The organism is Rhodoplanes azumiensis (assembly GCF_042682915.1).
Lineage (GTDB): Bacteria > Pseudomonadota > Alphaproteobacteria > Rhizobiales > Xanthobacteraceae > Rhodoplanes > Rhodoplanes azumiensis.
Genome location: NZ_JBHUIW010000006.1, coordinates 40,113 through 66,096 on the forward strand (window position 1 = coordinate 40,113; position 25,984 = coordinate 66,096).

Genomic DNA, 25,984 nt, shown 5'->3' on the forward strand with positions numbered 1-25,984 from the left:
CCTCGTGTCCGAGCGCGTTCGGACGCCGTGAACGGGGAAGAGCTTTCGCCGAACGCGCTCTATGCCGCGTGTCGCCGTATGGCGCGGCCGCGCAGAGAAGACAGGAGCTACCCATGCCGCAGTCGGCCGAGAACGTCCTCGATCACGCCAAGCTCTTCCAGGAGCCCGAGTACCAGGAGCTGTTCAAGCGCAAGCGCGAGGTCTTCGAGTGCCCGTCCGCGCAGGAGGCGATCGACGCCCAGCGCGAATACGCCAAGACCTGGGAGTATCGCGAGAAGAATCTCGCCCGCGACTCGCTGGTGATCAACCCGGCCAAGGCCTGCCAGCCGCTCGGCGCCGTGTTCGCCGCGGCCGGCTTCGAGAAGACGATGTCGTTCGTGCACGGCTCGCAGGGCTGCGTCGCCTACTACCGGTCGCACCTGTCGCGTCACTTCAAGGAGCCCGCCTCGGCCGTCTCCTCGTCGATGACCGAGGACGCCGCGGTGTTCGGCGGTCTCAACAACATGATCGACGGGCTCGCCAACACCTACTCGCTCTACGAGCCGAAGATGATCGCGGTCTCGACCACGTGCATGGCCGAGGTCATCGGCGACGACCTGAAGTCCTTCATCACCAATGCCAAGAACAAGGGCTCGGTGCCGCAGGAGTATGACGTCCCGCACGCCCACACGCCCGCCTTCGTCGGCAGCCATGTCGACGGCTACGACAACATGATGAAAGGCATCCTGGAGCACTTCTGGGAGGGCAAGGAGCGTAACCCCGGGGCCTCGATCAACATCATCCCGGGCTTCGACGGGTTCTGCGTCGGCAACAACCGTGAGCTCAAGCGCATCCTCGACCTGATGGGCGTGAGCTACAAGATCCTCTCGGACGCCTCCGATCAGTTCGACACGCCCTCCGACGGCCACTTCCGCATGTATTCGGGCGGCACCACGCTGGCCGACACGGCCGACGCGCTGAACGCCAAGGCGACCGTGTCGCTGCAGACCTACTGCACCCGCAAGACGCTCGACTACGTGGCGGACAAGGGTCAGGAGACGGCGAGCTTCCACTATCCGCTCGGCGTCGCCGGCACCGACGAGCTGCTGATGAAGCTGTCCGAGCTGGCCGGGGTCGAGATCCCCGAGCAGCTGACGCTGGAGCGCGGCCGTCTGGTCGACGCCATGGCCGACAGCCAGGCCTATCTGCACGGCAAGAAGTACGCGATCTTCGGCGATCCGGACTTCGTCTACGCCATGGCGCGCTTCGTCCTGGAGACGGGCGGCGAGCCGACCCACTGCCTCGCCACCAACGGCGGCAAGGCGTGGGAGGAGGAGATGAACACGTTGCTCGCCTCCTCGCCGTTCGGCAAGGACGCCAAGGTGTGGGCCGGCAAGGATCTGTGGGCGCTGCGCTCGCTGATGCTGACCGAGCCGGTCGATTTCGTGATCGGCAGCTCCTACGGCAAGTATCTCGAGCGCGACACCGGCACGCCGCTGATCCGGTTGACCTTCCCGATCTTCGATCGGCATCACCATCACCGCTTCCCGCTGATGGGCTATCAGGGCGGCCTGCAGCTCCTGCGGACCATCCTCGACAAGGTGTTCGACAAGCTCGACCGCGAGAGCGAGATCCCGGCCAAGACCGACATCTCGTTCGACCTGACGCGCTGAGGCCTCCGGCACGGCGCTTGCTCTCCCTCTCTCCGTTCGGCTTCGAACGGGGAGAGGGTCGGGGTGAGGGGCTCGGGAGCCAGTTACTGACGTCGGCTCCCCCTCACCCGCCCGAGCTTCGCTCGGTCGACCCTCCCCACCGGGGAGAGGTGAACAAACCACCGAGGCGGTTGCCGCGGCCGCTCGGTCCGGGAGGTGAGACGGATGCTGAAGGACAAGGTCAAGGCGCTGTTCGAGGAACCGGCCTGCGGGAAGAACCAGGCCAAGTCCGAGAAGGACCGCAAGGCCGGCTGCTCCAAGCCGCTCACGCCCGGGGCCGCCGCCGGCGGCTGTGCCTTCGACGGGGCGAAGATCGCCCTCCAGCCCGTCACCGACGCGGCGCATCTGATCCACGGCCCGCTCGCCTGCGAAGGCAACTCCTGGGACAATCGCGGCTCCGGCTCGTCGGGCTCCGATCTGTGGCGGCGTTCCTTCACCACCGATCTCACCGAGCTCGACATCGTCACTGGCACGGGCGAGAAGAAGCTCTACAAGGCGATCCGCGAGATCACCCAGCGGTTCTCGCCGGCCGCCGTGTTCGTCTACGCGACCTGCGTCACGGCGCTGATCGGCGACGACATCGACGCGGTGTGCAAGGCGGCCGCCGCCAAGTACGGCGTGCCCGTCATCCCGGTGCAGAGCGCCGGCTTCGTCGGCTCGAAGAATCTCGGCAACAAGATCGCCGGCCAGGCGCTGCTCGACCATGTGATCGGCACGGTCGAGCCGGACGACGTCGGTCCGACCGATGTGGTGATCCTCGGCGAGTTCAATCTCGCCGGCGAGTTCTGGCAGGTGAAGCCGCTGCTCGACCGGCTCGGCATCAAGGTCCGTGCCTGCGTGCCGGGCGACGCCCGCTACGCCGAGATCGCCGCCGCCCACACGGCGCGCGCCACCATGGTGGTGTGCTCGACCGCGCTGGTCGGCCTCGCCCGTCAGATGCAGGAGCGCTGGGGCATCCCGTATTTCGAGGGCTCGTTCTACGGCGTGCTCGACACCTCCGAGTCGCTGCGCCAGATGGCGAAGCTCCTGGTCGCGCGCGGCGCACCGGCCGATCTGATCGATCGCACCGAAGCGCTGGTGGCCGAGGAGGAGGCGCGCGCCTTCGCGCGGCTCGAGCCCTACAAGGCGCGGCTCGCCGGCAAGCGCGTGCTGCTCAACACCGGCGGCGTCAAGTCGTGGTCGGTGGTGGCCGCGCTGATGGAGGTCGGCATGGACATCGTCGGCACCTCGGTGAAGAAGTCCACGGCGGAAGACCGCGAGCGCATCAAAATCCTGATGCGGGAAGACCCGCACATGTTCGAGTCGATGGCGCCGCGCGACCTCTACAGGATGCTGGCCGACGGCGAGGCCGACATCATGCTGTCGGGCGGCCGTACCCAGTTCATCGCGCTGAAGGCCCGCACGCCCTGGCTCGACATCAACCAGGAGCGCGTCCACCCCTACGGCGGCTACGACGGCATGGTCGAGCTGGTGAAGCAGATCGACATCGCCCTCCACAATCCGATCTGGACGCAGGTCCGTACCCCGGCCCCGTGGGACGCCGACGGCTATTTGATCGAGACCGTGGTGAGCTTCCCCGCGACGGACGCGCCTTCACCTCTCCCCGGCGGGGAGAGGTCGCGCCCGCAGCGCGCGGGTGAGGGGGTGCCGACGCTGGAGAGAGATGTACCCCCTCACCCGGCGCCTTCGGCGCCGACCTCTCCCCACAGGGGAGAGGTGATGGAGGTCGGCGCGACCGCCACGGTTCATCAGCTCCCCTCCACCGCCGAGCCCGACGTCTCCTTCGCGGCCCGGCACCGGAAAAAATTCGCCGAGAGCCGGGTCGAGAACTCCGATCCCGACTACCTCGCGCGGCATCGCAAGAAGTTCAAGACCACCGACGCCGACGACATGGGCGAGTGCTGACAGGAGAGATGCCGACATGGCCGTGGTCACCGCCACCCAGAAGGCCGCCAGCGTCAATCCGCTGAAGTCGTCGCAGCCGCTCGGCGCGGCGCTCGCCTTCCTCGGCGTCGCCGAGGCGATGCCGCTGTTCCACGGCAGCCAGGGCTGCACGTCGTTCGCGCTGGTGCTGTTCGTGCGCCACTTCAAGGAGACGATCCCGCTCCAGACCACCGCCATGGACGAGGTGGCGACGATTCTCGGCGGTGCCGATCATCTCGAGGAGGCGCTGCTCAACCTCAAGAACCGCACCAAGCCGAGGCTGATCGGCGTCTGCACCACGGCGCTGGTGGAGACCCGTGGGGAAGACTTCTGGGGCGACATCAAGCAGATCAGGCAGAAGCGGGCGCAGGAGCTCGCCGGCACGGATGTTCTGCTGGTCCACACGCCGGACTTCGAAGGGGCGATCGAGGAGGGCTACGGCAAGGCCGTGACGGCGCTGATCGACGGCCTCGTCCAGCCGGTCGCCGTCGAGACGGCCCGCTCGGCCACCAAGGTTGCGATCGTTCCGGGCTGGCACCACACGGTGGCCGACATCGACCACATCCGCGACACGGTCGAGAGTTTCGGGCTCGAGCCGGTTATCGTGCCGGACATCTCGGGCTCGCTCGACGGCACCGTGCCGGGCCGCTGGATCCCGACCACCTATGGCGGCACGACCGTCGAGGCGATCCGCGGCCTCGGCGACGCCGCCCACTGCATCGCGATCGGCCGCCACGTGCGCCGCGCGGCGGAGCGCCTCGCGGCGATCGGCGGCGTGCCGTTCACGGTGCTCGACACGCTCGGCGCGCTGGAGGCAGCCGATCGGTTCGTCGCGTTGCTGGCGAAGATCTCCGGCCGGCCCGTGCCGGCCAAGCTGCGCCGCGCCCGCAGCCGGCTGCAGGACGCGATGCTCGACGGCCACTTCCACTTCGGCGGGAAGCGGGTCGCCGTCGCGGCCGAGCCCGATCATCTCTATCAGCTCGCCACGTTCTTCACCGGGATGGGGGCCGAGGTCGTCACCGCCGTCACCACCACGGGGCACTCGTCGATCCTCGAGACCGTGCCGGCCGAGACCGTCACGGTCGGCGATCTCGACGACTTCGAGCAGCTCGCCGGGACGGCGGGCTGTGACCTCCTCGTCACCCACAGCCACGGCCGCCAGGCCGAGGAGCGGCTCGGCGTGCCGCTGATGCGGGTCGGCTTTCCGATCTTCGATCGGCTCGGCAGCCAGCATCGCCGCACCGTTCTCTACGACGGCGTTCGCGACCAGATCATCGAGGCCGCGAACATCTTCCAGGCGCATCAGCGCATCAACACCCCCGAGAGTCTCGACCCGTTCCGGGATCGTGGAGAGACCCATGTCGGCCATTCGCAAGCTGCGCATCATTGATCAGGACGAAATCGCACCGGCCGGATCGGCCGGCGCCGTGCGGGTGGCGATCGCCACCCAGGACCGGAAGGGGCTCAACGCCCATTTCGGTTCGGCCCGCTGCTTCACGGTCTACGACGTGACCGCGAAGGGCTGGACTCACGTCGAGACGATCACGTGCGACGACGTGTCGGACGAGCAGGGCAAGCACCAGACCGACGGCGAGGATCGCATCACCCCGAAGGTCGACGCCCTGAAGGGCTGCCACCTGCTGTTCTGCGTCGCCATCGGCGGACCGTCCGCGGCGAAGGTTGTGGCCGCCAAGATCCACCCCGTCAAGATGCCGGCGCAGCCGATCGACGCGGTGCTGGAGCGCACCCGCGTGATGCTGGACGGCGCACCGCCCCCCTGGCTGCGCAAGGTGCTGGCGAACGCCGGCCTCGCCACCGACAAGCCGTCCTTCGTCGACGACGACGAGTGAGCCCGGAGCCCGCACGATGACCGACACCACCACGGCCCGCGACCCGGCCGTCGCCGACCTCGAGGCGCTGGCCACGCCGTTCCTGCAGAGCCTGGTCCGGCTGATCCGGGCGCAGGACTCGTACGGCGCCTGGGACGGCAAGACCGACGCGCAGATCCTCGCCGCCTACATCGTCACCAAGGAGCAGCGTCGCGCCATGCCGATCATGGGCGACCCCGATCCCGACGTGCTGTGGCGGATCGAGCAGTTCTACGGCGCGATCGGGCTCGCCATCGAGCAGGGCACCGGCCTCGTCGCCAGCCCCATGATGAAGATGCATCACGAGGGTTTCGGCCGCATCATCCTCACCACCGGCCGGCTCGTCGTGCTCACCAAGCATCTGCGCGACGTGCACCGCTTCGGCTTCGACAGCCTCGCGGCGCTCGCCGCCGAGGGCACCAAGCAGGTCGCCGCCTGCACGGCCGTCATCGAGAAGTTCCCCGAGGTCGCGCGCGCCTGAGGCGCCGCGTCGTCAGCGCGGCTCCGCCGCGAAGGAGACAGCGACATGTTCACGACCCGTGACGGCTCCCCCTGGGAGCCCGCCTACATCACCGCCATCGACGGCAACAAGTGCATCGGCTGCGGCCGTTGCTACAAGGTCTGCTCGCGCGACGTGATGCACCTGATGGGCGTCAACGACGAGGACGAGCTGGTCGCCTGCTCGGGCGACGACGACGACGACGACGAGGAGTTCGTCCGCAAGGTGATGGTGCTGCACCAGGCCGGCAACTGCATCGGCTGCGGCGCCTGCGCCCGGGTGTGCCCGAAGGCCTGCCAGACCCACGTTCCGGCCGGCGCGCTCGCGGCGGCCTGACGCCATGGCACCCGCGGCCTCGCCCGTCCTCGCCGGCCCGGTTCCGCCCGGGTTCTGCCGCGACGCAGCCTGCGGCGCCCGCAGCGCTGCCGCCGTTTATCGGGGGCTCACCGGCTGGTGGCCGGCCGAGGTCAGCATCCACGACGACGACGACTTCGATGCGCATGTGTTCGCGTCGCTGATCGCCGTCGCCGTGGCGGAAGGCGGCGCCGTGCATCTGCGGCTCGGCCTCTCGGCGGCCGAGCTGAAGCGGCTCGTCGAGCGTCGCTTCCCCGGCGCCACGATCCTGCTGCGTCCCGACGACGGCGAGACGGTGCCGCACGACGAGGAGGTCGCGATGGTGCACGACCTCCTGCGCGCCTATGCGAGCCGGGACGACGAGGATGCGCGCTGGCTCGCCGCCATGGTGGCCCGCCGGGCCGTCGAGCCCAATCACCTGTGGGAGGATCTCGGCCTGCGCGACCGCAGCGAGCTGACCCGGCTGCTGCAACGGCATTTCGGTGCGCTCGCCGCCAAGAACACCCGCAACATGCGCTGGAAGCGGTTCTTCTATCGCACCATGTGCGAGACCGACGGTTTCGTGATGTGCGCGACACCGGTCTGCTCGTGCTGTGCCGACTTCGACGCCTGCTTCGGCGAGGAGACCGGCGAGAGCCGCCTCGCCCGCGCCCGCCGCGACGCGGTGCCGCCGCTGTCCTGATCCACCCACAGAAGACTTGCGCCGTCGTCGTGAGGTGCCCGGCGAAGCCGGGCCTCGAAGGACGTCGGGCACGGTCCGGGCCGTCGCCCACCGATCTCGGGTTTCCCCGAGATCAGAATGATGAGTTGGCAAGTCGGACATAGCCGACTTGCTCGGTTCGACCTTGCGGTCGCGCGCCTCAGGGTGACGGTTCTCGCGCATCGCCAACCGATTTCGGACGATCGACGGAGCTTGCGACAAACCCGACATGCGCCGGCCGCAGGGGGTGTCGGCTTTACGACGGCGGGCCGACGCGAGTTCTCCCGCGGGTCCGGAGCGATCGCAAAGGTCGTTGAATCATCGGCATTTCTCGTGCCTTCGCGGCGCTGGCACGGCAGTTGCTGATCGGTCCTTCAGCCGGAGCTGGAAGGAGCCCCCCGAGATGATCACCTTGTCGACCGAAGCCGCCGCCGCCGTGAAGACCGCGATGTCGCGTGCCGGCAAGCCCGACGCGGGCTTGCGGGTGATGATCGAGACGGGCGGATGCGCGGGCAACAAGTACATGATCGGCCTCGACGCCGCGCCGCGCCCCGACGACGCCGTGATCGAGTCGGGCGGCGTGAAGCTGTTCGTCGATCCGCAGTCGCAGCCGCTCGTCGCCGGCCTCACCATCGGCTTCACCGAGACGCTCGCCGGCAAGGGCTTCACGTTCGAGAACCCGAACGCGGCGTCGAGCTGCTCCTGCGGCAAGTCGTTCGGCTGAGGAGAGCGGATCATGCACGGAACGCTTCCCGCCGCCGCGCCGCCCGTCCTCGATCCGGCGGCCGCCGCGGCCTTGCGCGAAAAGCTGATCACGCAAGCGGTCGCCGAGCTGCGCCCCAACATCCAGAAGCATGGCGGCGACTGCGAGCTCGTCAAGATCGAGGGCACGACCGTTCATGTGAAGCTGACCGGCAACTGCGTCGGCTGCGTCCTCGCCTCGGTGACGATCCAGGGCGTGCAGGGCCGGCTGATGTCGAAGCTCGGCTTCCCGATCCGCGTCGTCCCGGCCGCATAGATCCTCGCAGAGCAGGGCGACCGATGACCCCCGTCTACCTCGACAACAACGCCACCACGCGGGTCGATCCCCGCGTGCTCGGGGCGATGCTGCCGATGTTCACCGAGGTCTTCGGCAACCCGTCCTCGGCGCATTCCTTCGGCGCGGCCGCCAAGACGGCCGTGACCACGGCGCGCGATCAGGTCCGGGCGCTCGTCGGTGCCGCCCATGCGGACGAGATCGTGTTCACGTCGGGCGGCACCGAGAGCGACACGCTGGCGATCCTCGGCGCCCTCGCCGCGACCGCCGGGGCAGGGGGCGCGACGACCGGTCGCAGCGAGGTCGTGATCAGCGCGGTCGAGCACCCGGCCGTCAGAAAGCTCTGTGCCTCGCTGGCGACGACCCGCGGCCTCGTCGTGCACGAGATTCCGGTCGACGGCCGCGGCCGCATCGATCGCGACGCCTATGCGGCAGCCCTTTCTCCGCGCACCGCGCTGGTCTCGATCATGTGGGCCAACAACGAGACCGGCACGATCTTTCCGGTCGCCGATCTGGCCGCGCAGGCCAAGGCCGCGGGCGCACTCTTTCACACCGACGCCGTCCAGGCGGTCGGCCGGCTGCCGCTGGGGGTCGCCGAAAGGATGATTGATCTTCTCTCGCTGTCCGGACACAAGCTCGGCGCGCCGAAGGGTGTCGGTGCGCTCTACGTCCGTCGTGGCGTGAGGCTCGGCGCCCAGACGATCGGCGGAGCACAGGAGCGGGGCCGGCGCGCCGGCACCGAGAACGTGCCCGGCATCGTCGCGCTCGGCGCCGCCTGTGCGCTGGCGGCCGAGCGGCTCCCGTCCGACACCCCCCGGATCGCGGCGTTGCGTGACTCTCTGGAGGCCGGGCTTTTCGCCCGGATCGCCGAGACAAGAGTGCTCGGCGATCCCGAGTCTCGCGTCGCCAACACGACCAGCATCGCTTTCGCCGACGTCGAGAGCGAGGCGGTCGTGCGCCTGCTCGATCGCCGCGGCATCGCGGTGTCGTCGGGCTCCGCCTGTGCGGCCGGCTCGGTCGAGCCCTCGCATGTGGTGCGGGCCATGGGCGTGCCGGACGAGTTCGCCCGGGGCGTCGTGCGCTTCTCGCTGTCGCGCGACACCACGGCGGACGAGATCGCGCGCACCATCGATTGCGTGAGCGACGTGATTGCCGATCTGCGGGCCGATGCCCTCGATCCCGCGGCCTGAGGAGTGAACCGATGACCCGACCCGTCGCCGCCCCCACGACGCCCGACAGTCGCGCGCCCCGCGTCGTCCTCAACGACACGACGCTGCGCGACGGTGAGCAGGCGCCGGGCGTCGCCTTCACGGCCGACGAGAAGGTCGCGATCGCGCGGGCACTGGCCGAGGCGGGCGTCACCGAGATCGAGGCCGGCACGCCGGCGATGGGCCCGCAGGAGATCGCGGCGATCCGCGCCATCGTCGAGGCGGGTCTGCCGCTCACCGCCATCGCCTGGTGCCGCATGCGCCGCGAGGACGTCGACGCCGCGCTCGCCGCCGGCGTCTCGATGGTCAACGTGTCGCTGCCCGTGTCGGACGTGCAGATCGCCGCCAAGATCAAGGGCGGCCGCGAGGCCGGGCTCGCCATGCTGGCCGATGTGGTCGGCTACGCCCGCTCCCATGGTCTCGACGTGGCGGTCGGCGGCGAGGATTCGTCACGCGCCGACGTCGGCTTCCTGGCGCAGGTGGTGGCGGCCGCGAAGTCGGCCGGCGCCCGGCGCTTCCGCATCGCCGACACGCTGAGCGTCCTCGATCCCTTCACGACGCGCGAACTCGTCTCGGCCGTGCGGGCCGCGACCGATCTCGAGATCGAGTTCCACGGTCACGACGATCTCGGCCTCGCCACCGCCAACACGCTCGCCGCCGTCCAGGCCGGCGCGACGCACGCCTCCGTCACCGTGATGGGCCTCGGCGAGCGCGCCGGCAATGCGCCGCTCGAAGAGGTCGCGGTGGCGCTGAAGCAGCTCCACGGTCGCGACACGGGCGCCGTGTTCGAGAAGCTCGCCGCCGTCGCCGCCGTGGTGGCGGCCGCCGCGGCCCGGCCGATCCCGGTCGACAAGGCGATCGTCGGCGACCACATCTTCACCCACGAGTCCGGCATCCATGTCGACGGGCTGCTGAAGGATCATCGCACCTACCAGGCGCTCGATCCCGGCCTTCTCGGCCGCGCCCATCGCATCACCATCGGCAAGCATTCCGGCCTCGCGGCGATCGCCATGTCGCTCGCCGAGCTGAGGCTGCCGGCCGAGGAGCACGAGCTGCCGGCCATCTTGGCGCGGGTGCGCGAACGGGCCGTCGCGGTCAAGGGACCGGTGGGCGAGGACGCGCTGCGCGCCATCTGGCGCGAGGTCAGGAACCCGATCCGGCGTGTCGAGGAGGCGCTGCAATGAGCTCTTGTGGAAACCACGGTGTCGTCGCCCCGGACGCGATGGCGAAGCTGCGGAAGGCCGACTCGGCCGAGGCGTTCTTCCAGATCCTCGGCGTCGCCTACGACCCGCAGGTCGTCAACGTCGCGCGCCTGCACATCCTCAAGCGGATGGGCGAGTATCTGGGCGGCGACGAGCTCGACGGCATCCCGGACATGGTCGCGGTCGCCCGCTGCAAGAGCGTGCTCGAGCGCGCCTACGAGGAGTTCGCTGCCGCCTCGCCGCTGGAGAAGCGCGTGTTCAAGGTGCTGAAGGACGCGGTCGAGCCGAAGGCGCCGAAGAACTTCGTGCCGCTCGACGAGCTGAAGTGAGCCGCGCCGACACGCGACGACCCGAACCGGAGCGAGACGAAGCGAGCCGAGCCGGGCCGGACGTGATCGCGACCGCCACGGTCGCCGGCCCCGACCCACACGTGAGCGAGACCGCCATGCACATCGTCGTCTGCATCAAGCAGGTTCCGGACTCGGCGCAGATCCGCGTCCATCCGGTCACCAACACCATCATGCGGCAGGGCGTGCCGACCATCATCAACCCTTACGACCTGTTCGCGGTCGAGGAGGCGCTGCGGCTGCGCGACCGTCACGGCGGCACCGTGACGATCCTCACCATGGGCCCGCCCATGGCCGAGGAGAGCCTGCGCAAGGCGCTGACCTTCGGGGCCGACCGCGCCGTGCTCTTGACCGACCGCTTCTTCGCCGGCTCGGACACGCTCGCGACCTCGTTCGCGCTCGCCACCGCGATCAAGAAGATCGGCGAGACCTTCGAGCCGGTCGACATCGTGTTCACGGGCAAGCAGACCATCGACGGCGACACCGCCCAGGTCGGCCCCGGCATCGCCAAGCGGCTCGGGCTCAACCAGCTCACCTACGTGTCGAAGGTCTCGGCCCTCGACCTCGCCGGCCGCAGCATCGACGTCGAGCGCCGCGCCGAAGGCGGCGTGCAGGCGCTCAAGACCGCGCTGCCCTGCCTGATCACCATGCTGGAAGGCACCAACGAAATCCGCCGCGGCTCGCTGCCCGACGCGCTGCGCGCCGCCCGCGCCGAGATCGTCACCTGGAGCGCCAAGGACGCCGGCATCGAGGACGTGACGCGCTGCGGCCTGCGCGGCTCGCCGACCGTGGTGAAGCGCGTGTTCGCGCCGACGCCGCGCTCCGAGAAGGCGAAGATCATCGAGGTGTCGCAGGCCCAGCTCAAGGCGACGCCGAAGGATCAGCACAAGACGCTTCTGCCCGAGGCGCTGATCGACGCGCTGTTCGCGCATCGCCCGACCCTCGAGGGCGAGCTGACCACGCTCGCCCGCGGCTACTGACCAGCGGCACCCGAAACCCGATCCGGAGACGACGATGGCCGAGCAAAAACCCGCCCCCGCCGCCGGTGGCCGCGCTTCGATGAAGAAGGAGCTGCCCGAGCGGTTCAGGAATCACAAGCACGTCTGGGTGTTCATCGAGCAGGAGCGCGGGCACGTCCATCCGGTCTCCTGGGAGCTGATGGGCGCCGGCCGGATTCTCGCCGACAAGCTCAAGGTCGAGCTCGCCGGCGTGATCATCGGGCCGCCCGGCGAGGCGACGCTCGCGGCCGCCCAGGAGGCCGCCTGCTACGGCGCCGACCTCGTCTACACGGTGACGAATCCGATCTTCGCGGACTATCGCAACGATCCCTACACCAAGGCGCTCACCGACGCGGTCGAGACCTTCAAGCCGGAGATCCTGCTGCTCGGCGCGACGACGCTCGGCCGCGACCTCGCCGGCTCGGTGGCGACCACGCTGGCCACCGGCCTCACGGCCGACTGCACGGCCCTCGACGTCGATCCGGACGGCTCGCTCGCCGCGACCCGCCCGACCTTCGGCGGCTCGCTCCTGTGCACCATCTACACGCTGAACTTCCGTCCCCAGATGGCGACGATCCGGCCGCGCGTGATGCCGATGCCGGAGCGCGTCGAGCGCCCGCTCGGCCGCCTCGTCGAGCATCCGCTCGCGATGGCCGAGGAGGACATCGTCACCAAGGTGCTGAAGTTCATCCCCGACCGCGACCAGGCGAAGTCGAACCTCGCCTATGCGGACGTCGTGGTGGCGGGCGGCCTCGGGCTCGGCTCGCCGGAGAACTTCCAGCTCGTCACCCAGCTCGCTTCCGTGCTCGGCGCCGAATACGGCTGCTCGCGCCCGCTGGTGCAGAAGGGCTGGCAGCCGGCCGAGCGGCAGATCGGTCAGACCGGCAAGACCATCCGGCCGAAGCTCTACATCGCGGCCGGCATCTCGGGCGCGATCCAGCACCGCGTCGGCGTCGAGGGGGCCGACCTGATCGTCGCCGTCAACACCGACAAGAACGCGCCGATCTTCGACTTCGCCCATATCGGCGTCGTCACCGACGCGCTTCATCTCTTGCCGCAGCTCACCGAGGCGTTCCGCCGCCGCCTGTCGGCGCACATCCGCGACCGCATCGCGAGCTGACAAGGAGACGGGCCATGACCGAGAAGTTCGACGCGATCGTCGTGGGGGCCGGGATGGCCGGCAACGCCGCGGCCTACACGATGGCCAAGCGCGGCCTGAAGGTGCTGCAGCTCGAGCGCGGCGAGTATGCCGGCTCGAAGAACGTGCAGGGCGCCATCCTCTACGCGGCCCAGGTGGAGAAGCTGATCCCCGAGTTCCGCGAGGACGCGCCGCTGGAGCGGCACCTGATCGAGCAGCGCTTCTGGATGATGAGCGAGACGTCTCACACCGGCCTGCATTACCGCAACGACGAGTTCAACGAGGAGCGGCCGAACCGCTACACCATCATCCGCTCGCAGTTCGACCGCTGGTTCTCGCGTCATGTTCGGGACGCCGGCGCCGTCGTGCTCACCGAGACCACGGCGCTCGAGCTTCTGAAGGACGCCAAGGGCCGGGTGGTCGGCGTGTCGACCGACCGGCGCGACGGCGAGGTTTTGGCCGACGTCGTGGTGCTGGCCGAGGGCGTGAACGGCCTGCTCGGCACCCGCGCCGGCCTGCGCGAGCGTCCGAGGCGCGAGAACGTCGCGCTCGCCGTCAAGGAGATGCACTTCCTGCCGCGCGAGACCATCGAGGCGCGCTTCAACCTGAAGGGCGACGAGGGCGTCGTCATCGAGGCCGCCGGCACCATCTCCAAGGGGATGGCCGGGATGGGCTTCATCTACACCAATCGGGAAAGCATCTCGATCGGCATCGGCTGCCTGGTGTCGGACTTCGCCAAGACCAACGTCGCGCCCTACGAGCTGCTCGAGAGCTTCGGGAAGCACCCGTCGGTGGCGCCGCTCCTGGAAGGCTCCGAGGTGAAGGAGTACGCCGCCCACCTGATTCCGGAAGGCGGTTATCGCGCGATCCCGGAGCTCGCCGGCGACGGCTGGGTGGTGTGCGGCGACGCGGCCCAGCTCAACAACGCCGTGCACCGCGAGGGGTCGAACCTCGCGCTCGCCTCCGGCCAGATGGCCGGCGAGGCGATCGCCGATCTCAAGGCGCAGGGGGCCGAGCCTTCGAAGCGCAACCTGGCGCTCTACCGCAGCCGGCTGAGCGACTCGTTCGTGGTCAAGGATCTGAAGAAGTACAAGGACTTTCCCGGGCTCCTGCATCACAACACCCAGAACTTCTTCCTCACCTACCCGCAGCTCGTCGCCAAGGCGATGGAGAACTTCGTGCGGGTCGACGGCACGCCCAAGATCGAGAACGAGAAGCGGACCTTCAAGTCCGTGCTCGCGGCGCGCTCGCTCACCGGGCTGGTGGGCGACGTCGTCAAGATCGCGCGGGCGTGGCGATGACGGGTTCGATCATCGCGATCACCGACGCGACCACGTTCGTTCCCCTCTTTGCACCCGGAGGCGCCCGATGACGACCGAGCCCGAAGTCAAGGTGGAAGACAAGCTCTACCAGAATCGCTACCGGGTCGATTCCGGCAACGCGCACATCACCATCAAGCCGCACGAGACGCCGTCACCAGAGCTCCTGGCGTTGGTGAAGGTCTGCCCGGCGCACTGCTACACGCAGAACGACAAGGGCCAGGTCGAGGTGGCGCACGACGGCTGCATGGAATGCGGCACCTGCCGGGTGCTGGCCGAGGGCAACGGCGACATCACCTGGAGCTATCCGCGCGGCGGCTACGGCGTGCTGTTCAAGTTCGGCTGAGGGCCGGCGCCGTCTCGACGGGGGGCGCGAATCCGGGTGAGGCGGTCGCCGGGCATCCGAAGGGACGATTCGGGCGGCGCGGTCATCGGGCCGAGCGATGGGGTGCGTGGCGAGGGTCTGCGGGCCCTCGCCGTGTCGGATGCCGATCGGACCGGATGCGATCGGCGCCGGGCGCGCCGCCCGCACGGCGCGCCCGATCGGCTCCCGAAGCGGATCCATAATCCTGCCCCGATCGGGGGGTAGGAGCATCGCAACATCCGATCACGACGATGATCTGGCGCGGCCCGGCTTCCGGGCCGTGCCCATCGTCGCCTCGTCCGTCACCTCCCACGCATCGCAGGGTGGACGCGCCTGGTTCCGGCCGGGCGGCGGTCGCATCCGAGCGAGGCCCCGCCCGAACGAGTCATGGTTACCGAGTTGTTACCGTCCGCCCCCCGTCGTTCCTCCGATGCCGTCGCGCCGGCGCGGTCGACCGCGAGCTCGGCACGCCGTCGCCTGTTCGCCCGACGCCCGCTGGTGCACGCGATGCGCGCGGCGCGCGATCTCTCCCGGCGGGCCGTGCCCGACACGGCCGGCCTGCGGCGCTCGTGGCAGTTTCTCGTCTCCATCGGAGTTCCGTTCGCGGCCGGCACGCTGATGAACGCGCCCGGCGGCGCCCTGCTCGGCGCGCTGATCGGCATGATGGCGTGCTTCGCCGACGAGGAGGAGCGCGGCCTCGGTGCGCGGTTGCTCGCCCTCGTGCAGATCGGCGTCGGCATGGCGGCCGGTGTCGGGTTCGGCACAGCGCTGCACGGCTACGAGTTTCCGTTCTGGCCGCTGTTCTGCGTCGCGCTGGTCGCCGCCGGCTGGGCGACCCGGATCGGCAAGGGGCCGCATCTCGGCGCCCGCTTCGGCGCCATCTCGCTCGGCCTCGCCGCCGGCATGCCGGCCTTCGCGCCGGGCGACTACTGGTTCGCGGGCCTCGCCTTCGCGGTCGCCGCGGTCGTGCGCACCGTCGATCATCTGCGCTTCGGCGCGATGCCGGTGCCGGTCGGCCTCGTGGTGCCGCGGCTCGCGCGTCATGCCGAATGGCTGCGTTACGCGCTCGCCTATGGCGCCGTCGCGGCGCTCGGCCTGTGGATCGGCGTCGCGCTCGGCATGACGCGGGCGATCTGGATCACGGTCGCGCCACTGGTCGTCATGCAGCCCGGCGCCGAGGCGACCTATCGGCGCATCGTCGAATTCATGTTCGGCACCACGGTCGGCGTCGTCGTCGCCTGGGTGGTGATCCACACGATCGCGACGCCGCTCGTCTCGATCGTGCTGATCTTCGTGATCGCGCCGCTGATCCCGTTGCAGATGCCGAGCCGGTTCTGGCTGCAGACCGCGCTGATCGCCGTGATGCTGCTGATCGCGTTCCGCCTCGCGCTGCCCGATCCGCGCTCGGTCTCGGCCCTGATCGTCGAGCGGCTGGAGGACATCCTGATCGGCTGCGGGCTCGCGCTGGTCGGCGCCGTGCTGGCCTTCTGGCGGCCGGGCGGTGCCGAGGCGGCCGCGCGGACGCCGCCGCGACAGCTCCCGGCGCGCTGCCGCTGAGCCCCGGCGGGACGGCTGAGGCGCGGCTGCGACGATTGGGCTTGCGGGCGCCAAGAATCCGCCCCAAGTGTGAGCGCCTAGTGGGTGACCGATCCATTGCCGCCGCCGGCCGTCTCGGCCCGGCGGCCCGCCGCGAGGCCCGCGCCATGCTTCGATTCCTCGCCGTTTCGCGCCCGGCCGCCCCGGGCTTCCGGCGCGCATTCGCGTTGCTGCCGGTGCTCGTGCTCGTGCTCGTCTCGGCTCTCGTGTTCGGAGCGACGCCGGCCGGCGCCCAGTCGGCGGGCTCGGGCTCCGGTTCCGCGTCGAGCGGCAGCGGCGATGCCGTGACGCCGGTGGAGGAGTACGCCAAGCAGGTCGAGGAGCTGAAGAAGAGCTACCCGGACCTGTCGAAGCGGATCGAGGACACGACCCGCACCATCGACGAGCTCTCCGACGTCGGCAAGGCGCGCGCCGAGATCGAGGAGCTGCGCGGCATGGTCGCCGGCCTGCTCGGCGCCGTCTCCGACAACGGGACGGTCTCGCAGCTCGGCGCCAAGGCGCTGGCGCACGGGCGGGCGAAGCTGAAGGCGATCGAGCAGGACGCCCGCTTCCGGCCCGAGGAGAAGGAGTTCCTGCTCGACCAGTGGCGCAAGCTCGTCACCGAGACCGAGCGCGCCAGCGAGGATCTGGAGAGCGCCCGCAAGGAGTTCGCCGATCTCCTGCGCACCCTGCAGACCCGCGAGGACTTCATCGACGAGCTGATGCAGGTGCGCCGCGCCGCCGAGGCGATCGCCGTGATCCGCAACCTGACGCGCGAGATCCGCGACGCCTCGACCAAGCTGAAGTCGCTGATCGGTGGGCTGAAGCCGCCCGGAGTGTGAGATGCGTTTCTCTCGCGCGGCGCTTCTCGCCGCGACGTTCGTGACAGCGGCGCTCGTCGCCGTCGGCCTGTCGGCCTGCAAGCTCGAGAAGTCGACCGGCTACATCGAGATCCGCACCGTGCCGGCGAACCCGCCGCCACACCTGAAGCTCATCCTCGACTCCGAGCCGCTCGAGCCCTTGAAGAAAGGCGCCGCGGTGCTGCGCCAGCAGGTCGGCACCCACAAGCTCGCCGTCGCCGGCTCGGGCGACCCGTTGCCGCTGTGCGAGCTGGTCGTCAAGAAGGACCGCATCACCACCGTCACGGTGTCGCTGCTCGACCGCCCGCCACGCTGCCAATGCCGCGCCGCCACCGGCACGGACGCGGCGTCGAACAAGAAGTGCGAGGGGTAGGGGGGCGTCGCCCTTTTCCGTCGTTCCGGGGCGCGCACCGTCAGGTCCGCGAGCCCGGAAAACCGATCCCCCGCGCCCGGTGGCTTACGAAAGACAGGGATCACGGGTGCCGGGATCGGCGCTGCGCGCCGCCCCGGGACGACCGAGGGAAATCGAGGGCTGCATGCCGGAGGCGGAGCGAAGAGCTCGCCGGTGCGCGCCGCCGGGAACGGCCGGCGCTCCTTCCGCCGCCACGCGCGCGCCGAGCGGCGGACCGCCGCGGGCGGCGCCCCGCCGCCGCGACAGATCCTCGCTCGCCACCCCGTCGAAGCGGCGAGAATCCGCCTCGCGAGGCGGCGCGTCGTTCAGGACTCTGACGTCTCACACAATCCGATTGACAAGAACGCCTCGATCACCTATCGGCGGACCGCGGGCGACAGCCGCCTTTTTCTTCGCAACCACCAGAGAACCCGATGGACGGTTACCCTAGTAGCGGTCCGGTCTCTGCTGTGCAGACCGGCCGGACCTTCACCGACATTTTCTGCTCTCACGGTCCGTCCATGGATGTGACGGCGCGTCGCTGACGCGCGTCCCGCCTCCAGGCCGGCCGTGATGGCCGATGGAGGCGACCATGACCAAGCTCATCACATTCGCAATCGCTGCAGACCGCCCGGCGCGCCAGCTCGTGCTGCGCTGGACCGTCTGTCCCGAGACCGGCCGTCCGGTCGGTGCATGGATCCTCGAGCCCGTGCCGGCGCCCCGTGTCCAGGCGGCGACCGTCGATCGTCGGCTCGCGGCGCTGATCGATCGCCACCGGATGTTGCGAGCGGCCTGAGGCCGCGGCGTCGCGCTCGTCGGGAGAACGATCATGCGCCTCCTCCTCGCCGGAGGGCGGTGTCTTTCCGACGCCGCCCCGATCCTCGCCGCGCTCGATGCGGTTCGTCGGAAGCACCGCGTATCCGTCCTGATCCACGGCGGACACGCCGTCCTCGGCGCCGTCGCCGAGGACTGGGCGCGCGCGCACGACATCGACGTGATCCGCTATCCCGCCAACTGGAAGCTCCACGGCCGGCGCGCCGAAGCTCTGCGCAACGCGTTCATGCTGGCCGACAGCCGGCCGGACCTCGTGTTGGTCCTTCCCGGCGGCGCGGACACGGCCGATCTGATCGACCGCGCCCGCGCCGGCGGATTGCCTGTCCTTCACGGATGCGATGCCGAGGCCCGTGATCCCGTCACGCGAACGGCATCGATACTCGCGACGGCACGTCCCGCTCGCGCAGCGCGACTGCACGGTTCCTGAGAGGTTCGACATGACGGCACTCGCCACCGCTTTGACGACCTGGCTCGACGCCGGAGACGTGCACCCGATCCGCGAAGCGCTCAGGACCACGCATCCCGCCGACACGGCGAGGGAGATCGGCACGCTGCCCGTGGACCAGGCCGCGAAGGTGCTGACCGTGCTGCCCCCCGACCGGCAAGGCGTGGTGCTGGGTTATCTCGACGCTCCGTTCCAGGTTGCGCTCGCCAGAGCCCTGCCGCGGCCCGAGCTCGCGCGGATCGTCAGCAGCATGCGTCACGACGAACGTGCGGACCTCTGGAAGATGCTCGACCCCGCCGCGCGAGAGGCGTTGATGCCCGCCCTCGCGCAAGCCGAGCGTGACGACATTCGGCGACTGGCCGCTTATCCGGAGGGCACGGCCGGCGCGATCATGACCTCGGACTACGCGACGCTCCGCCCCGAGGAGACCATCCGGGAGGCGATCGCACATCTGCGCGCCGAAGCGCCCGACGCCGAGACGATCTACACCGCCTATGTGATCGACGACGATCGGTTCCTGAAGGGAGTCGTGTCGCTGCGGGATCTGATCCTGGCGGACGAAGGGTCGCGGATCCGCGACATCATGCAGGCCGATCCGGCCCGTGCCCGGGCGGACGATCTCAAGGACGCGGTGGCCGAGAAGATCGCCGCCTACGACGTGCTCGCACTGCCGGTGGTGACCGAGGGCAACCGGCTCGTCGGGATCGTCACGGTCGACGACGCCTTCGACATCGCCCGTCAGGAACGCGGACGGCGGCTCGTCCAGTTCGGTGCCGCGGCACCGCTCGCGGGCGGACCTGATCTCGACCTCCGGAGCTCGTCGTTCGGTCGGATCTTCCGCGTGCGGGCGTTCTGGCTGATCCTCCTCACGGCCTTCGGCGTCGTCACGTCGACATTCGTCGCGGCGCAGGAGAAGATGCTGTCCGAGGTGATCATCCTCGCCGCCTTCATCGCGCCGATCGTCGACATGGGTGGCAACACCGGGAGCCAGTCGGCCAGTCTCGTGATCCGCGGCATGGCGCTCGGCCAGTTCGCGCCGACGTGGCGCGACATCTGGTTCGTGATTCGTCGCGAATTGCCTGTTGCGCTGACGCTGGGCGTGGTGATCGCGGCGATCGAGGTGGTGCTGGCCTGGTTCTCGAAAGGGATCGGCTGGAACATCATGCTGGTCGTCGGGCTCGCCATGGCGAGCTGCACGGTGCTCGGCGCACTCATCGGAGCGTTGCTGCCCTTTGCCGCGAAGCGCATCGGAACCGATCCCGCGACGCTGTCCTCGCCGCTGCTGACCTCGATCATGGATCTGCTCGGCGTGATCATCTACTTCGCGCTCGCTTATCTGTTTCTCGGCGACCTTCTGACCGCGAGCTGAAGTCGCCCGCCGCGCCGCCGATGCCGCGTCGCCAACGGCACCGACGTCGCCTCCAACAAGAGGTGCGAGGGGTAGGGGGCGTCGTTCACGATGGCGCCTTTCTGCACCCTCTCCCTGAGGGAGAGGGTCGGGGCGCGCCGCCGGCGCGCACCGGGGTGAGGGTTTACGGCGCCACTTGGCTGGCCTCGGCACCCCCTCACCCGGAGTTCGCGAGGGCGCGAACTCCGACCTCTCCCCGCTGGGGAGAGGTGAAAAGAAGGCGGATCGTCTTCTTACGCCGCCAGCCGCTCGCCGAGGGCGAGGCCGACCCGGGCGGCGGTGAGGTTGAGCTCGGAGAACTTCTCCGGCGTCTCGCGCCGGATCGCCTCCTCGAGCGAGGCGGGGCGGACGAGGCCGGAGAGGGCCACGAAGGCGCCGAGCGCCACCATGTTGGCGATGCGGGCGTTGCCGGTCGCCACCGCGCGCTCGGCGAGCGGCAGCCGGTGCAGGCGCCGGCCCTGCGCCGCCGCGGTGTCGATGCGCAGATCGGCGATCACCAGCGCGTCGTGCTTCGTGAGCGCGATCGAGCGGTCGAAGCCGACCTGATCGAGCGCGATCAGCGCGTCGAGCCCGGTGACCAGCGGGAAGTCGGAGAGATCCTCGCTCACCACCACGTCGGAATGGCAGAAGCCGCCGCGCGAGGTCGGCTCGTAGCTCTGCGACTGCGAGGCGCGCCGCCCCTCCACGGCGAAGGCCTCGAACAGAATCCGGGCGCCGAGGATCAGGCCCTGGCCGCCCGAGCCGGCGAGGCGGATCTCGCGTCGGTGCGTGGCCGGCGTCATCGTCATGGCGTCGTCTCCCCGCGCAGGGTCGCGGCGTGGGCGCGCAGCCGCGCGCCGTATTCCGGCAGGTCGCGCTCGACGAACACGCCGGTCGGCAGCGCGTTCGGCCGGAACGGCTGGTCGGGCGCGTCGCGATGCGCCTCGGGGCGCATGTCGGCCTTCTGGCTGAGGATCATCTCGGGCGCCTCGCCGAGATCGTTCTTGCGGCCGTAGATCTCGGTGCAGTCGGACATCACCTCGACGAAGGAGAAGCCCTTGTGGCGCAGCGCCCGGGCGATCAGCGTCTTGAGCGCCGGCGCTTGGCGCGTCACCTCGCGGCCGACGAAGCCGGCGCCCGCCGCGGCGGCGAGCGCGCAGGCGTCGAAGGTCGGCTCGATGGCCCCGGCCTGCGTTGTCGAGGTGAAGCGGTTCGGCGCCGTGGTCGGCGAGGCCTGGCCGCCGGTCATGCCGTAGACCTCGTTGTTGAGCATGAGGCAGGTGATGTCGAGATTGCGGCGCGCCGCGTGGATCAGGTGGTTGCCGCCGATGGCGAGGCAGTCGCCGTCGCCCGTCACGACCACGACGGTGAGGTCGGGGCGGGCGAGCTTCAGACCGGTGGCGAAGGCGAGCGGCCGGCCGTGCGTGGTGTGCACCGTGTTGGCGTCGATGTAGCCGCCGACCCGGCCCGAGCAGCCGATGCCGCAGACCACCGCGAGGTCGTCCTTGGCGATGCCGCAGTCGTGCACGGCGGCGAGCAGCGCGCGCAGCGCGATGCCGTGGCCGCAGCCCGGGCACATGAAATGCGGCATGGTGGCGAGCCGCAGCCACTCCTTCGGGTCGAAGGTCGTGTGGGGCGTGGCGTCAAGCATGGACGGCGAGCTCCTTGACGGCGGTCGCGATCTCGTTCGGCGTGATCGGCTCGCCGTCGATGCGCGACAGCGGGCGCACCGGCGGGGCGTGGCCGACGATGCGCTGAATCTCCAGGACGAGCTGGCCGGCGTTCATCTCCGGCACCAGCAAGGCGCGGGCGCGCGCGGCGATCTTCTGCAGCGCCGCCTCGGGGAAGGGCCACAGCGTGATCGGGCGGAACAGGCCGGCCTTGATGCCGGCCTCGCGCAGCACCGCGACGGCGCGGCGCGCGGCGCGCGCCGTGATGCCGTAGGCGACGATCAGCACCTCGGCGTCGTCGGTCGCGAGCGTCTCGTATTTCTCGAGGAGCGCCGCGTGCACGTCGATCTTGCCGAGCAGGCGCCGCATCATGCGCTCGACCACGGGCGGCGCCTGGGTCGGGAAGCCGCTCTCGGAATGGGTGAGGCCGGTGGTGTGGACGCGATGCCCGTCGCCGGGTCGCGCCATCGCCGGGATGCCGTCCTCGTCCGCCGCATAGGGCTGGAACGGCTTGCCGGCGCCGTTCGCCCATTTGCGGTCGCGCACATGGATGGTCGAGGGCGCCGGCACGGCGACGCTCTCGAGAAGCTGCGCGATCACCTGATCGTACAGCACCGTGACGGGCGTGCGCAGCCGCTCGGCGAGATCGAAGGCGCGGATCGTCTCGGTGTAGATCTCCTGCACGGAGGCGGGGGCGAGCGCCACCACGGGCCGGTCGCCGTGGCTGCCGAAGCGCGCCTGCATCACGTCGCCCTGCGCCGGCCGTGTCGGCATGCCGGTCGAGGGGCCGCCGCGCATCACGTCGACGATCACGCAGGGCGTCTCGGTCATCGCCGCGTAGCCGATGTTCTCCTGCATCAGCGAGAAGCCGGGGCCGGAGGTCGCCGTCATGGCGCGAAGCCCGCCGAGCGACGCGCCGATCACGGCGGCGATCGAGGCGATCTCGTCCTCCATCTGCACGAAGGTGCCGCCGACCTTGGGCATCTCGTGCGACAGGTGCTCGGCGATCTCGCTCGACGGTGTGATCGGGTAGCCGGCGAAGAAGCGGCAGCCGGCCGCGACGGCGGCGAGCGCGCAGGCGTGGTTGCCGTGCAGGGCGGTGAGCCGCGTGGTGGCAAGTCCCGTCGTGCTCACCGTGCTCATGCCGGCACTCCCTCGTTGCGCACCGTGACGGCGAAGTCCGGGCACAGCCATTCGCACACCCGGCAGCCCGTGCAGGCCGTCGGCGTCTTCACGATCGCGGTCGGGCCGCTCATCGCCAGGCAACGCTCCGGGCACAGCTTCACGCAGATGCCGCAGCCCTTGCACCACGCCGCGTCGATGGTGACGCCGATGTGCAGATCGGGCGCCGGCGCCGCGACCGCCGGGGCGCTCGTCGCCGCGGTCTCGTCGGCAACGGGTGTCGTCCAGGCGCGGCCGGCATCGAAGGCGGCGCGGTTGATCTCGCGCGTCCCCTTGGGAACGATCGCGGCGATCACCTCGTGCCAGTCGGACACCGGATAATCGAGCCAGGCGGAGAGGCGGCCGAGCAGCACCGTGTTGGCGGCACGACTGTCACCCAGCGCCGTCGCGATGCCGGTGGCGTCGAGGGCGCAGCCCTCGGCGTGGCGGCCGACGACGTCGGCCGGCGTCTCGCGCGCATAGGCGGACGGCGCGCCGGGCTTGCGGCTGCGGCAGGCGAAGGGCGGCACGATGCGGCGCGTGTCGGCGATGAAGATGCCGCGGCCGGGGCGCAGGTGATCGAGCCAGCGCAGCGCCTCGGCCCATTCGAGCGCGACCAGCACGTCGGCTTCGCCGCGCGCGATGGTCGGCGACCACACCTGCTCGGCGAAGCGGACGTGACTGAACACGATGCCGCCGCGCTTCGCCATGCCGTGCACCTCGCTCTGCTTCACGGCGAAGCCGCGCCGCTGCGCCAACAGGGCGAGGGCCTTGGAGATCATCAGCACGCCCTGGCCGCCGACGCCGACCACCAGGATGTTGAGGCCGGCCGTCGCCGGGCGCGGCGCCGGCGCGGAGTCGTCTTCGTGCGGCAGCGGACGCATCAGGTGGGGGCTCCCCTGGTCACCGGCTGGATGCAGTCGGTCGGGCAGACCTGGGCGCAGATCGTGCAGCCGATGCAGGTCGTGGCGTCGATCGTCACCTTGTGGCGGCCCTCGAACAGCTCGCCCGACCAGGTGATCGAGGGACAGCCGAGATTCATGCAGGACTGGCAGGCGATACAGGCGCTGGCGCGCACCGCCACGGGCGCGCCCTTGATCTTCACCGGATCGAGCACGCAGGGCCGCGACGCGATGATCACCGACACGCCGCGATGCGCCGTCGCCTCGCGCAATGTCTGCAACAGCCGTCCGACCTCGTAAGGGTCGACGACCCGCACCCAGTCGATGCCGATCGCCCGGCACAGCGCCGCGTAGTCGACGCGCGGCGCCGCCGCGCCGCGCAGATCCCGGCCGGTGCCGGGATGATCCTGCCCGCCCGTCATCGCGGTGATGTGGTTGTCGAGGATCAGCACCGTGAGATCGGCCTTGTTGTAGACGGCGTCGATCAGCGGCGGGATGCCGGAATGCAGGAAGGTCGAGTCGCCGATGGTGGCGACGACCGGCTTCTCGGTGCCGGCCTTGGCCATGCCGACGGCGTTGCCGATGCTGGCGCCCATGCAGACGCAGGTGTCCATCGAGCGCAGCGGGTCGATGGCGGCGAGCGTGTAGCAGCCGATGTCGCCGGCGACATGGGCGCCGATGCTGCGCAGCGCGAAGAAGCTCGCGGTGTGCGGGCAGCCGGAGCACAGCACCGGCGGGCGCGCCATCGCGGTGACGTCGATCGGCGCGAGCGGCACCGGCGTGTCGACGAGGCCCGCCTTGGCGAGGCCTTCGCGAAGAAGCTCGACCGAGAGCTCGCCGAGCCGCGGGAACAGGCTCTTGCCCTCGGCCGGGATGCCCATCGCGCGGATCGATTCTTCGAGCACCGGCTCGAGCTCCTCGACGACGATGAGGCGATCGACCGTCGCGGCGAAGTCGCGGATCGCGTCGGCGGCGAGCGGGTAGGAGCCGGCGAGCTTCAGCACCGGGAACTGCGGCGCCGCCTCCTTGACGTACAGATAGGCGAGCCCGCTCGTCACGATGCCGCAGCGCCGGTCGGACCCGTCGTCGCGCTTGGTCAGCGGCGACGTCACCATCCACTGCGACAGCGCCGCCTCGCGGGCGATCACCTTCGGGTGCAGGCGGCGCGCGTTGGCCGGGATCGTCACGGTGCGGGTGTGGTCGCCGACGAAGCCGCGCGAGGGAACCTCGGTGCGGGCGCCGACCGTCACGATGCTGCGGGTGTGCGAGAGGCGCGTGGTGCCGCGCAGGATCACGGGCGTGTCGAACTGCTCGCTCAGGTCGAACGCCGCCTTGACGTAGTCGAGCGCCTCCTGGGCGTCGGCCGGCTCCAGCACCGGAACGCCGGCGAGGCGGGCGAACAGCCGCGTGTCCTGCTCGTTCTGCGAGGAGTGGATGCCGGGATCGTCGCAGACGACCAGCACCAGGCCGCCATGGGCGCCGATGTAGGAGAAGCTCATCAGCGAGTCGGCGGCGACGTTGAGACCGACATGCTTCATCGCGGCGAGCGTGCGCACGCCCGCGAAGGACGCGCCGATCGCGGTGTCGAGCGCCACCTTCTCGTTGACCGACCACTGCGCCGTGACGTCGGCGGGATCATAGGTCGCGAGGCTCTCCAGAATCTCGGTCGACGGCGTGCCCGGATAGGCGGCCGCGACCTTGACGCCGGCCTCCCAGGCGCCGCGCGCGATCGCCTCGTTACCGGTCAGCGGCAGCGCCTCGGCGGTCCGCCGGCGGGTCTCGGCTCGTTGGTCCTGCACCGCGTCGATGCTCACGTCGGGCTCCCTGTCGATCCGGTCGCGTGCGGACCGCCTCAGTTTGGAATCACTCTGGTCCGTCTCGTCGGATCGGGGGTTGAGAAAGGTCAAAGGGGTGGTGAGACAGCCAGGTCAGCGGCGCCACCAGCGTCACCTCTCCCCGCGTGCGGGGAGAGGTCGACATTCGCGCGCTTGCGCGCGGATGTCGGGTGAGGGGGCGTCACCACGAGTCTGTGCTGTCCGGAAGCGCCCCCTCATCCGACTCGCCGCGGCGCGGCGAGCCACCTTCTCCCCGCGCCCGGGGAGAAGGGACAGG

At 70.2% G+C, this 25,984-nt stretch carries 27 protein-coding genes; 22 read left to right on the plus strand and 5 right to left on the minus strand.

Features of this window, described 5'->3' with window-relative positions; translation table 11 throughout:
- Nucleotides 1–113: 113 nt before the first annotated feature.
- The 22 genes from nifK to mgtE all read left to right on the plus strand — a co-directional run bounded on the left by nifK (nt 114) and on the right by mgtE (nt 20,121).
- Nucleotides 114–1,652: a nitrogenase molybdenum-iron protein subunit beta gene (gene nifK / locus ACFSOX_RS07495; RefSeq protein ID WP_378477175.1), complete on the plus strand. Its 1,539-nt coding sequence runs from the start codon at nt 114–116 to the stop codon at nt 1,650–1,652.
- A gap of 204 nt (nt 1,653–1,856) precedes the next feature.
- Nucleotides 1,857–3,596 (plus strand): nitrogenase iron-molybdenum cofactor biosynthesis protein NifE, encoded by a 1,740-nt coding sequence (gene nifE / locus ACFSOX_RS07500; protein ID WP_378477176.1) that lies wholly within the window; start codon nt 1,857–1,859, stop codon nt 3,594–3,596.
- Between the two features lie 16 nt (nt 3,597–3,612).
- Nucleotides 3,613–5,004 (plus strand): nitrogenase iron-molybdenum cofactor biosynthesis protein NifN, encoded by a 1,392-nt coding sequence (gene nifN, locus ACFSOX_RS07505; protein WP_378477177.1) that lies wholly within the window; start codon nt 3,613–3,615, stop codon nt 5,002–5,004.
- Nucleotides 4,973–5,464: a nitrogen fixation protein NifX gene (nifX, locus tag ACFSOX_RS07510; protein WP_378477178.1), complete on the plus strand. Its 492-nt coding sequence runs from the start codon at nt 4,973–4,975 to the stop codon at nt 5,462–5,464. Before nifN ends, nifX begins: the two co-directional genes overlap by 32 nt.
- Nucleotides 5,465–5,480: 16 nt before the next feature.
- The gene (locus tag ACFSOX_RS07515; RefSeq protein WP_378477179.1) at nt 5,481–5,963 is read left to right on the plus strand and encodes a NifX-associated nitrogen fixation protein; all 483 of its coding nucleotides are present in this window, start codon (nt 5,481–5,483) and stop codon (nt 5,961–5,963) included.
- Between the two features lie 45 nt (nt 5,964–6,008).
- A complete protein-coding gene (fdxB, locus tag ACFSOX_RS07520; RefSeq protein ID WP_378477180.1) occupies nt 6,009–6,317 on the plus strand; it encodes a ferredoxin III, nif-specific in 309 nt (102 codons plus the stop codon).
- 4 nt (nt 6,318–6,321) lie between these two features.
- The gene (locus ACFSOX_RS07525) at nt 6,322–7,017 is read left to right on the plus strand and encodes a nitrogen fixation protein NifQ (protein ID WP_378477181.1); all 696 of its coding nucleotides are present in this window, start codon (nt 6,322–6,324) and stop codon (nt 7,015–7,017) included.
- Nucleotides 7,018–7,438: 421 nt separating this feature from the next.
- On the plus strand, nt 7,439–7,759 hold the full coding sequence (locus tag ACFSOX_RS07530; RefSeq protein ID WP_378477182.1) for a HesB/IscA family protein: 321 nt from the start codon (nt 7,439–7,441) through the stop codon (nt 7,757–7,759).
- Between the two features lie 12 nt (nt 7,760–7,771).
- Nucleotides 7,772–8,053 (plus strand): NifU family protein, encoded by a 282-nt coding sequence (locus ACFSOX_RS07535; RefSeq protein ID WP_378477183.1) that lies wholly within the window; start codon nt 7,772–7,774, stop codon nt 8,051–8,053.
- Between the two features lie 23 nt (nt 8,054–8,076).
- Complete coding sequence (locus ACFSOX_RS07540) at nt 8,077–9,261, plus strand: aminotransferase class V-fold PLP-dependent enzyme (RefSeq protein ID WP_378477184.1); 1,185 nt, start codon at nt 8,077–8,079, stop codon at nt 9,259–9,261.
- A gap of 11 nt (nt 9,262–9,272) precedes the next feature.
- Nucleotides 9,273–10,463, plus strand: a complete 1,191-nt coding sequence (gene nifV, locus ACFSOX_RS07545; RefSeq protein WP_378477185.1) for a homocitrate synthase — start codon at nt 9,273–9,275, stop codon at nt 10,461–10,463.
- A complete protein-coding gene (gene nifW / locus ACFSOX_RS07550; protein ID WP_378477186.1) occupies nt 10,460–10,810 on the plus strand; it encodes a nitrogenase stabilizing/protective protein NifW in 351 nt (116 codons plus the stop codon). The genes nifV and nifW overlap by 4 nt, the downstream gene beginning before the upstream one ends.
- Before the next feature lie 116 nt (nt 10,811–10,926).
- On the plus strand, nt 10,927–11,808 hold the full coding sequence (locus tag ACFSOX_RS07555) for an electron transfer flavoprotein subunit beta/FixA family protein (RefSeq protein WP_378477292.1): 882 nt from the start codon (nt 10,927–10,929) through the stop codon (nt 11,806–11,808).
- Between the two features lie 34 nt (nt 11,809–11,842).
- Entirely contained in the window at nt 11,843–12,946 is a 1,104-nt protein-coding gene (locus ACFSOX_RS07560; protein WP_378477187.1) for an electron transfer flavoprotein subunit alpha/FixB family protein, read from the plus strand.
- Nucleotides 12,947–12,960: 14 nt separating this feature from the next.
- Complete coding sequence (locus ACFSOX_RS07565) at nt 12,961–14,265, plus strand: FAD-dependent oxidoreductase (protein ID WP_378477188.1); 1,305 nt, start codon at nt 12,961–12,963, stop codon at nt 14,263–14,265.
- Nucleotides 14,266–14,332: 67 nt separating this feature from the next.
- The gene (locus tag ACFSOX_RS07570; RefSeq protein WP_378477189.1) at nt 14,333–14,629 is read left to right on the plus strand and encodes a ferredoxin family protein; all 297 of its coding nucleotides are present in this window, start codon (nt 14,333–14,335) and stop codon (nt 14,627–14,629) included.
- A gap of 525 nt (nt 14,630–15,154) precedes the next feature.
- Entirely contained in the window at nt 15,155–16,204 is a 1,050-nt protein-coding gene (locus ACFSOX_RS07575; protein WP_378477190.1) for an FUSC family protein, read from the plus strand.
- Between the two features lie 146 nt (nt 16,205–16,350).
- On the plus strand, nt 16,351–17,064 hold the full coding sequence (locus ACFSOX_RS07580) for a hypothetical protein (RefSeq protein ID WP_378477191.1): 714 nt from the start codon (nt 16,351–16,353) through the stop codon (nt 17,062–17,064).
- Between the two features lies 1 nt (nt 17,065).
- Nucleotides 17,066–17,455, plus strand: a complete 390-nt coding sequence (locus tag ACFSOX_RS07585; RefSeq protein ID WP_378477192.1) for a hypothetical protein — start codon at nt 17,066–17,068, stop codon at nt 17,453–17,455.
- A 610-nt stretch (nt 17,456–18,065) separates the two neighbouring features.
- Nucleotides 18,066–18,269 carry a hypothetical protein gene (locus tag ACFSOX_RS07590; RefSeq protein WP_378477193.1) on the plus strand — a complete coding sequence of 68 codons (204 nt, stop codon included), beginning with the start codon at nt 18,066–18,068 and terminating at the stop codon, nt 18,267–18,269.
- A 33-nt stretch (nt 18,270–18,302) separates the two neighbouring features.
- Entirely contained in the window at nt 18,303–18,734 is a 432-nt protein-coding gene (locus ACFSOX_RS07595) for a DUF2493 domain-containing protein (protein WP_378477194.1), read from the plus strand.
- A gap of 10 nt (nt 18,735–18,744) precedes the next feature.
- Nucleotides 18,745–20,121 carry a magnesium transporter gene (gene mgtE / locus ACFSOX_RS07600; RefSeq protein WP_378477195.1) on the plus strand — a complete coding sequence of 459 codons (1,377 nt, stop codon included), beginning with the start codon at nt 18,745–18,747 and terminating at the stop codon, nt 20,119–20,121.
- Nucleotides 20,122–20,393: 272 nt separating this feature from the next.
- On the opposite strand, the gene ACFSOX_RS07605 is transcribed toward mgtE, so the two are convergent.
- Genes ACFSOX_RS07605 through iorA form a run of 5 tightly spaced genes read right to left on the minus strand, consistent with a single transcriptional unit; the run spans nt 20,394 to nt 25,686 of the window.
- Nucleotides 20,394–20,948, minus strand: coding sequence for a 2-oxoacid:acceptor oxidoreductase family protein (locus ACFSOX_RS07605; RefSeq protein WP_378477196.1), 555 nt, complete (start codon nt 20,946–20,948; stop codon nt 20,394–20,396).
- Nucleotides 20,945–21,790 (minus strand): thiamine pyrophosphate-dependent enzyme, encoded by an 846-nt coding sequence (locus ACFSOX_RS07610; RefSeq protein ID WP_378477197.1) that lies wholly within the window; start codon nt 21,788–21,790, stop codon nt 20,945–20,947. The genes ACFSOX_RS07605 and ACFSOX_RS07610 overlap by 4 nt, the downstream gene beginning before the upstream one ends.
- Nucleotides 21,783–22,952 (minus strand): 2-oxoacid:acceptor oxidoreductase subunit alpha, encoded by a 1,170-nt coding sequence (locus ACFSOX_RS07615; RefSeq protein ID WP_378477198.1) that lies wholly within the window; start codon nt 22,950–22,952, stop codon nt 21,783–21,785. Before ACFSOX_RS07615 ends, ACFSOX_RS07610 begins: the two co-directional genes overlap by 8 nt.
- Entirely contained in the window at nt 22,949–23,854 is a 906-nt protein-coding gene (locus ACFSOX_RS07620) for a 2-oxoacid:acceptor oxidoreductase family protein (protein ID WP_378477199.1), read from the minus strand. Before ACFSOX_RS07620 ends, ACFSOX_RS07615 begins: the two co-directional genes overlap by 4 nt.
- Complete coding sequence (iorA, locus tag ACFSOX_RS07625; RefSeq protein WP_378477200.1) at nt 23,854–25,686, minus strand: indolepyruvate ferredoxin oxidoreductase subunit alpha; 1,833 nt, start codon at nt 25,684–25,686, stop codon at nt 23,854–23,856. Before iorA ends, ACFSOX_RS07620 begins: the two co-directional genes overlap by 1 nt.
- Nucleotides 25,687–25,984 lie beyond the last annotated feature (298 nt).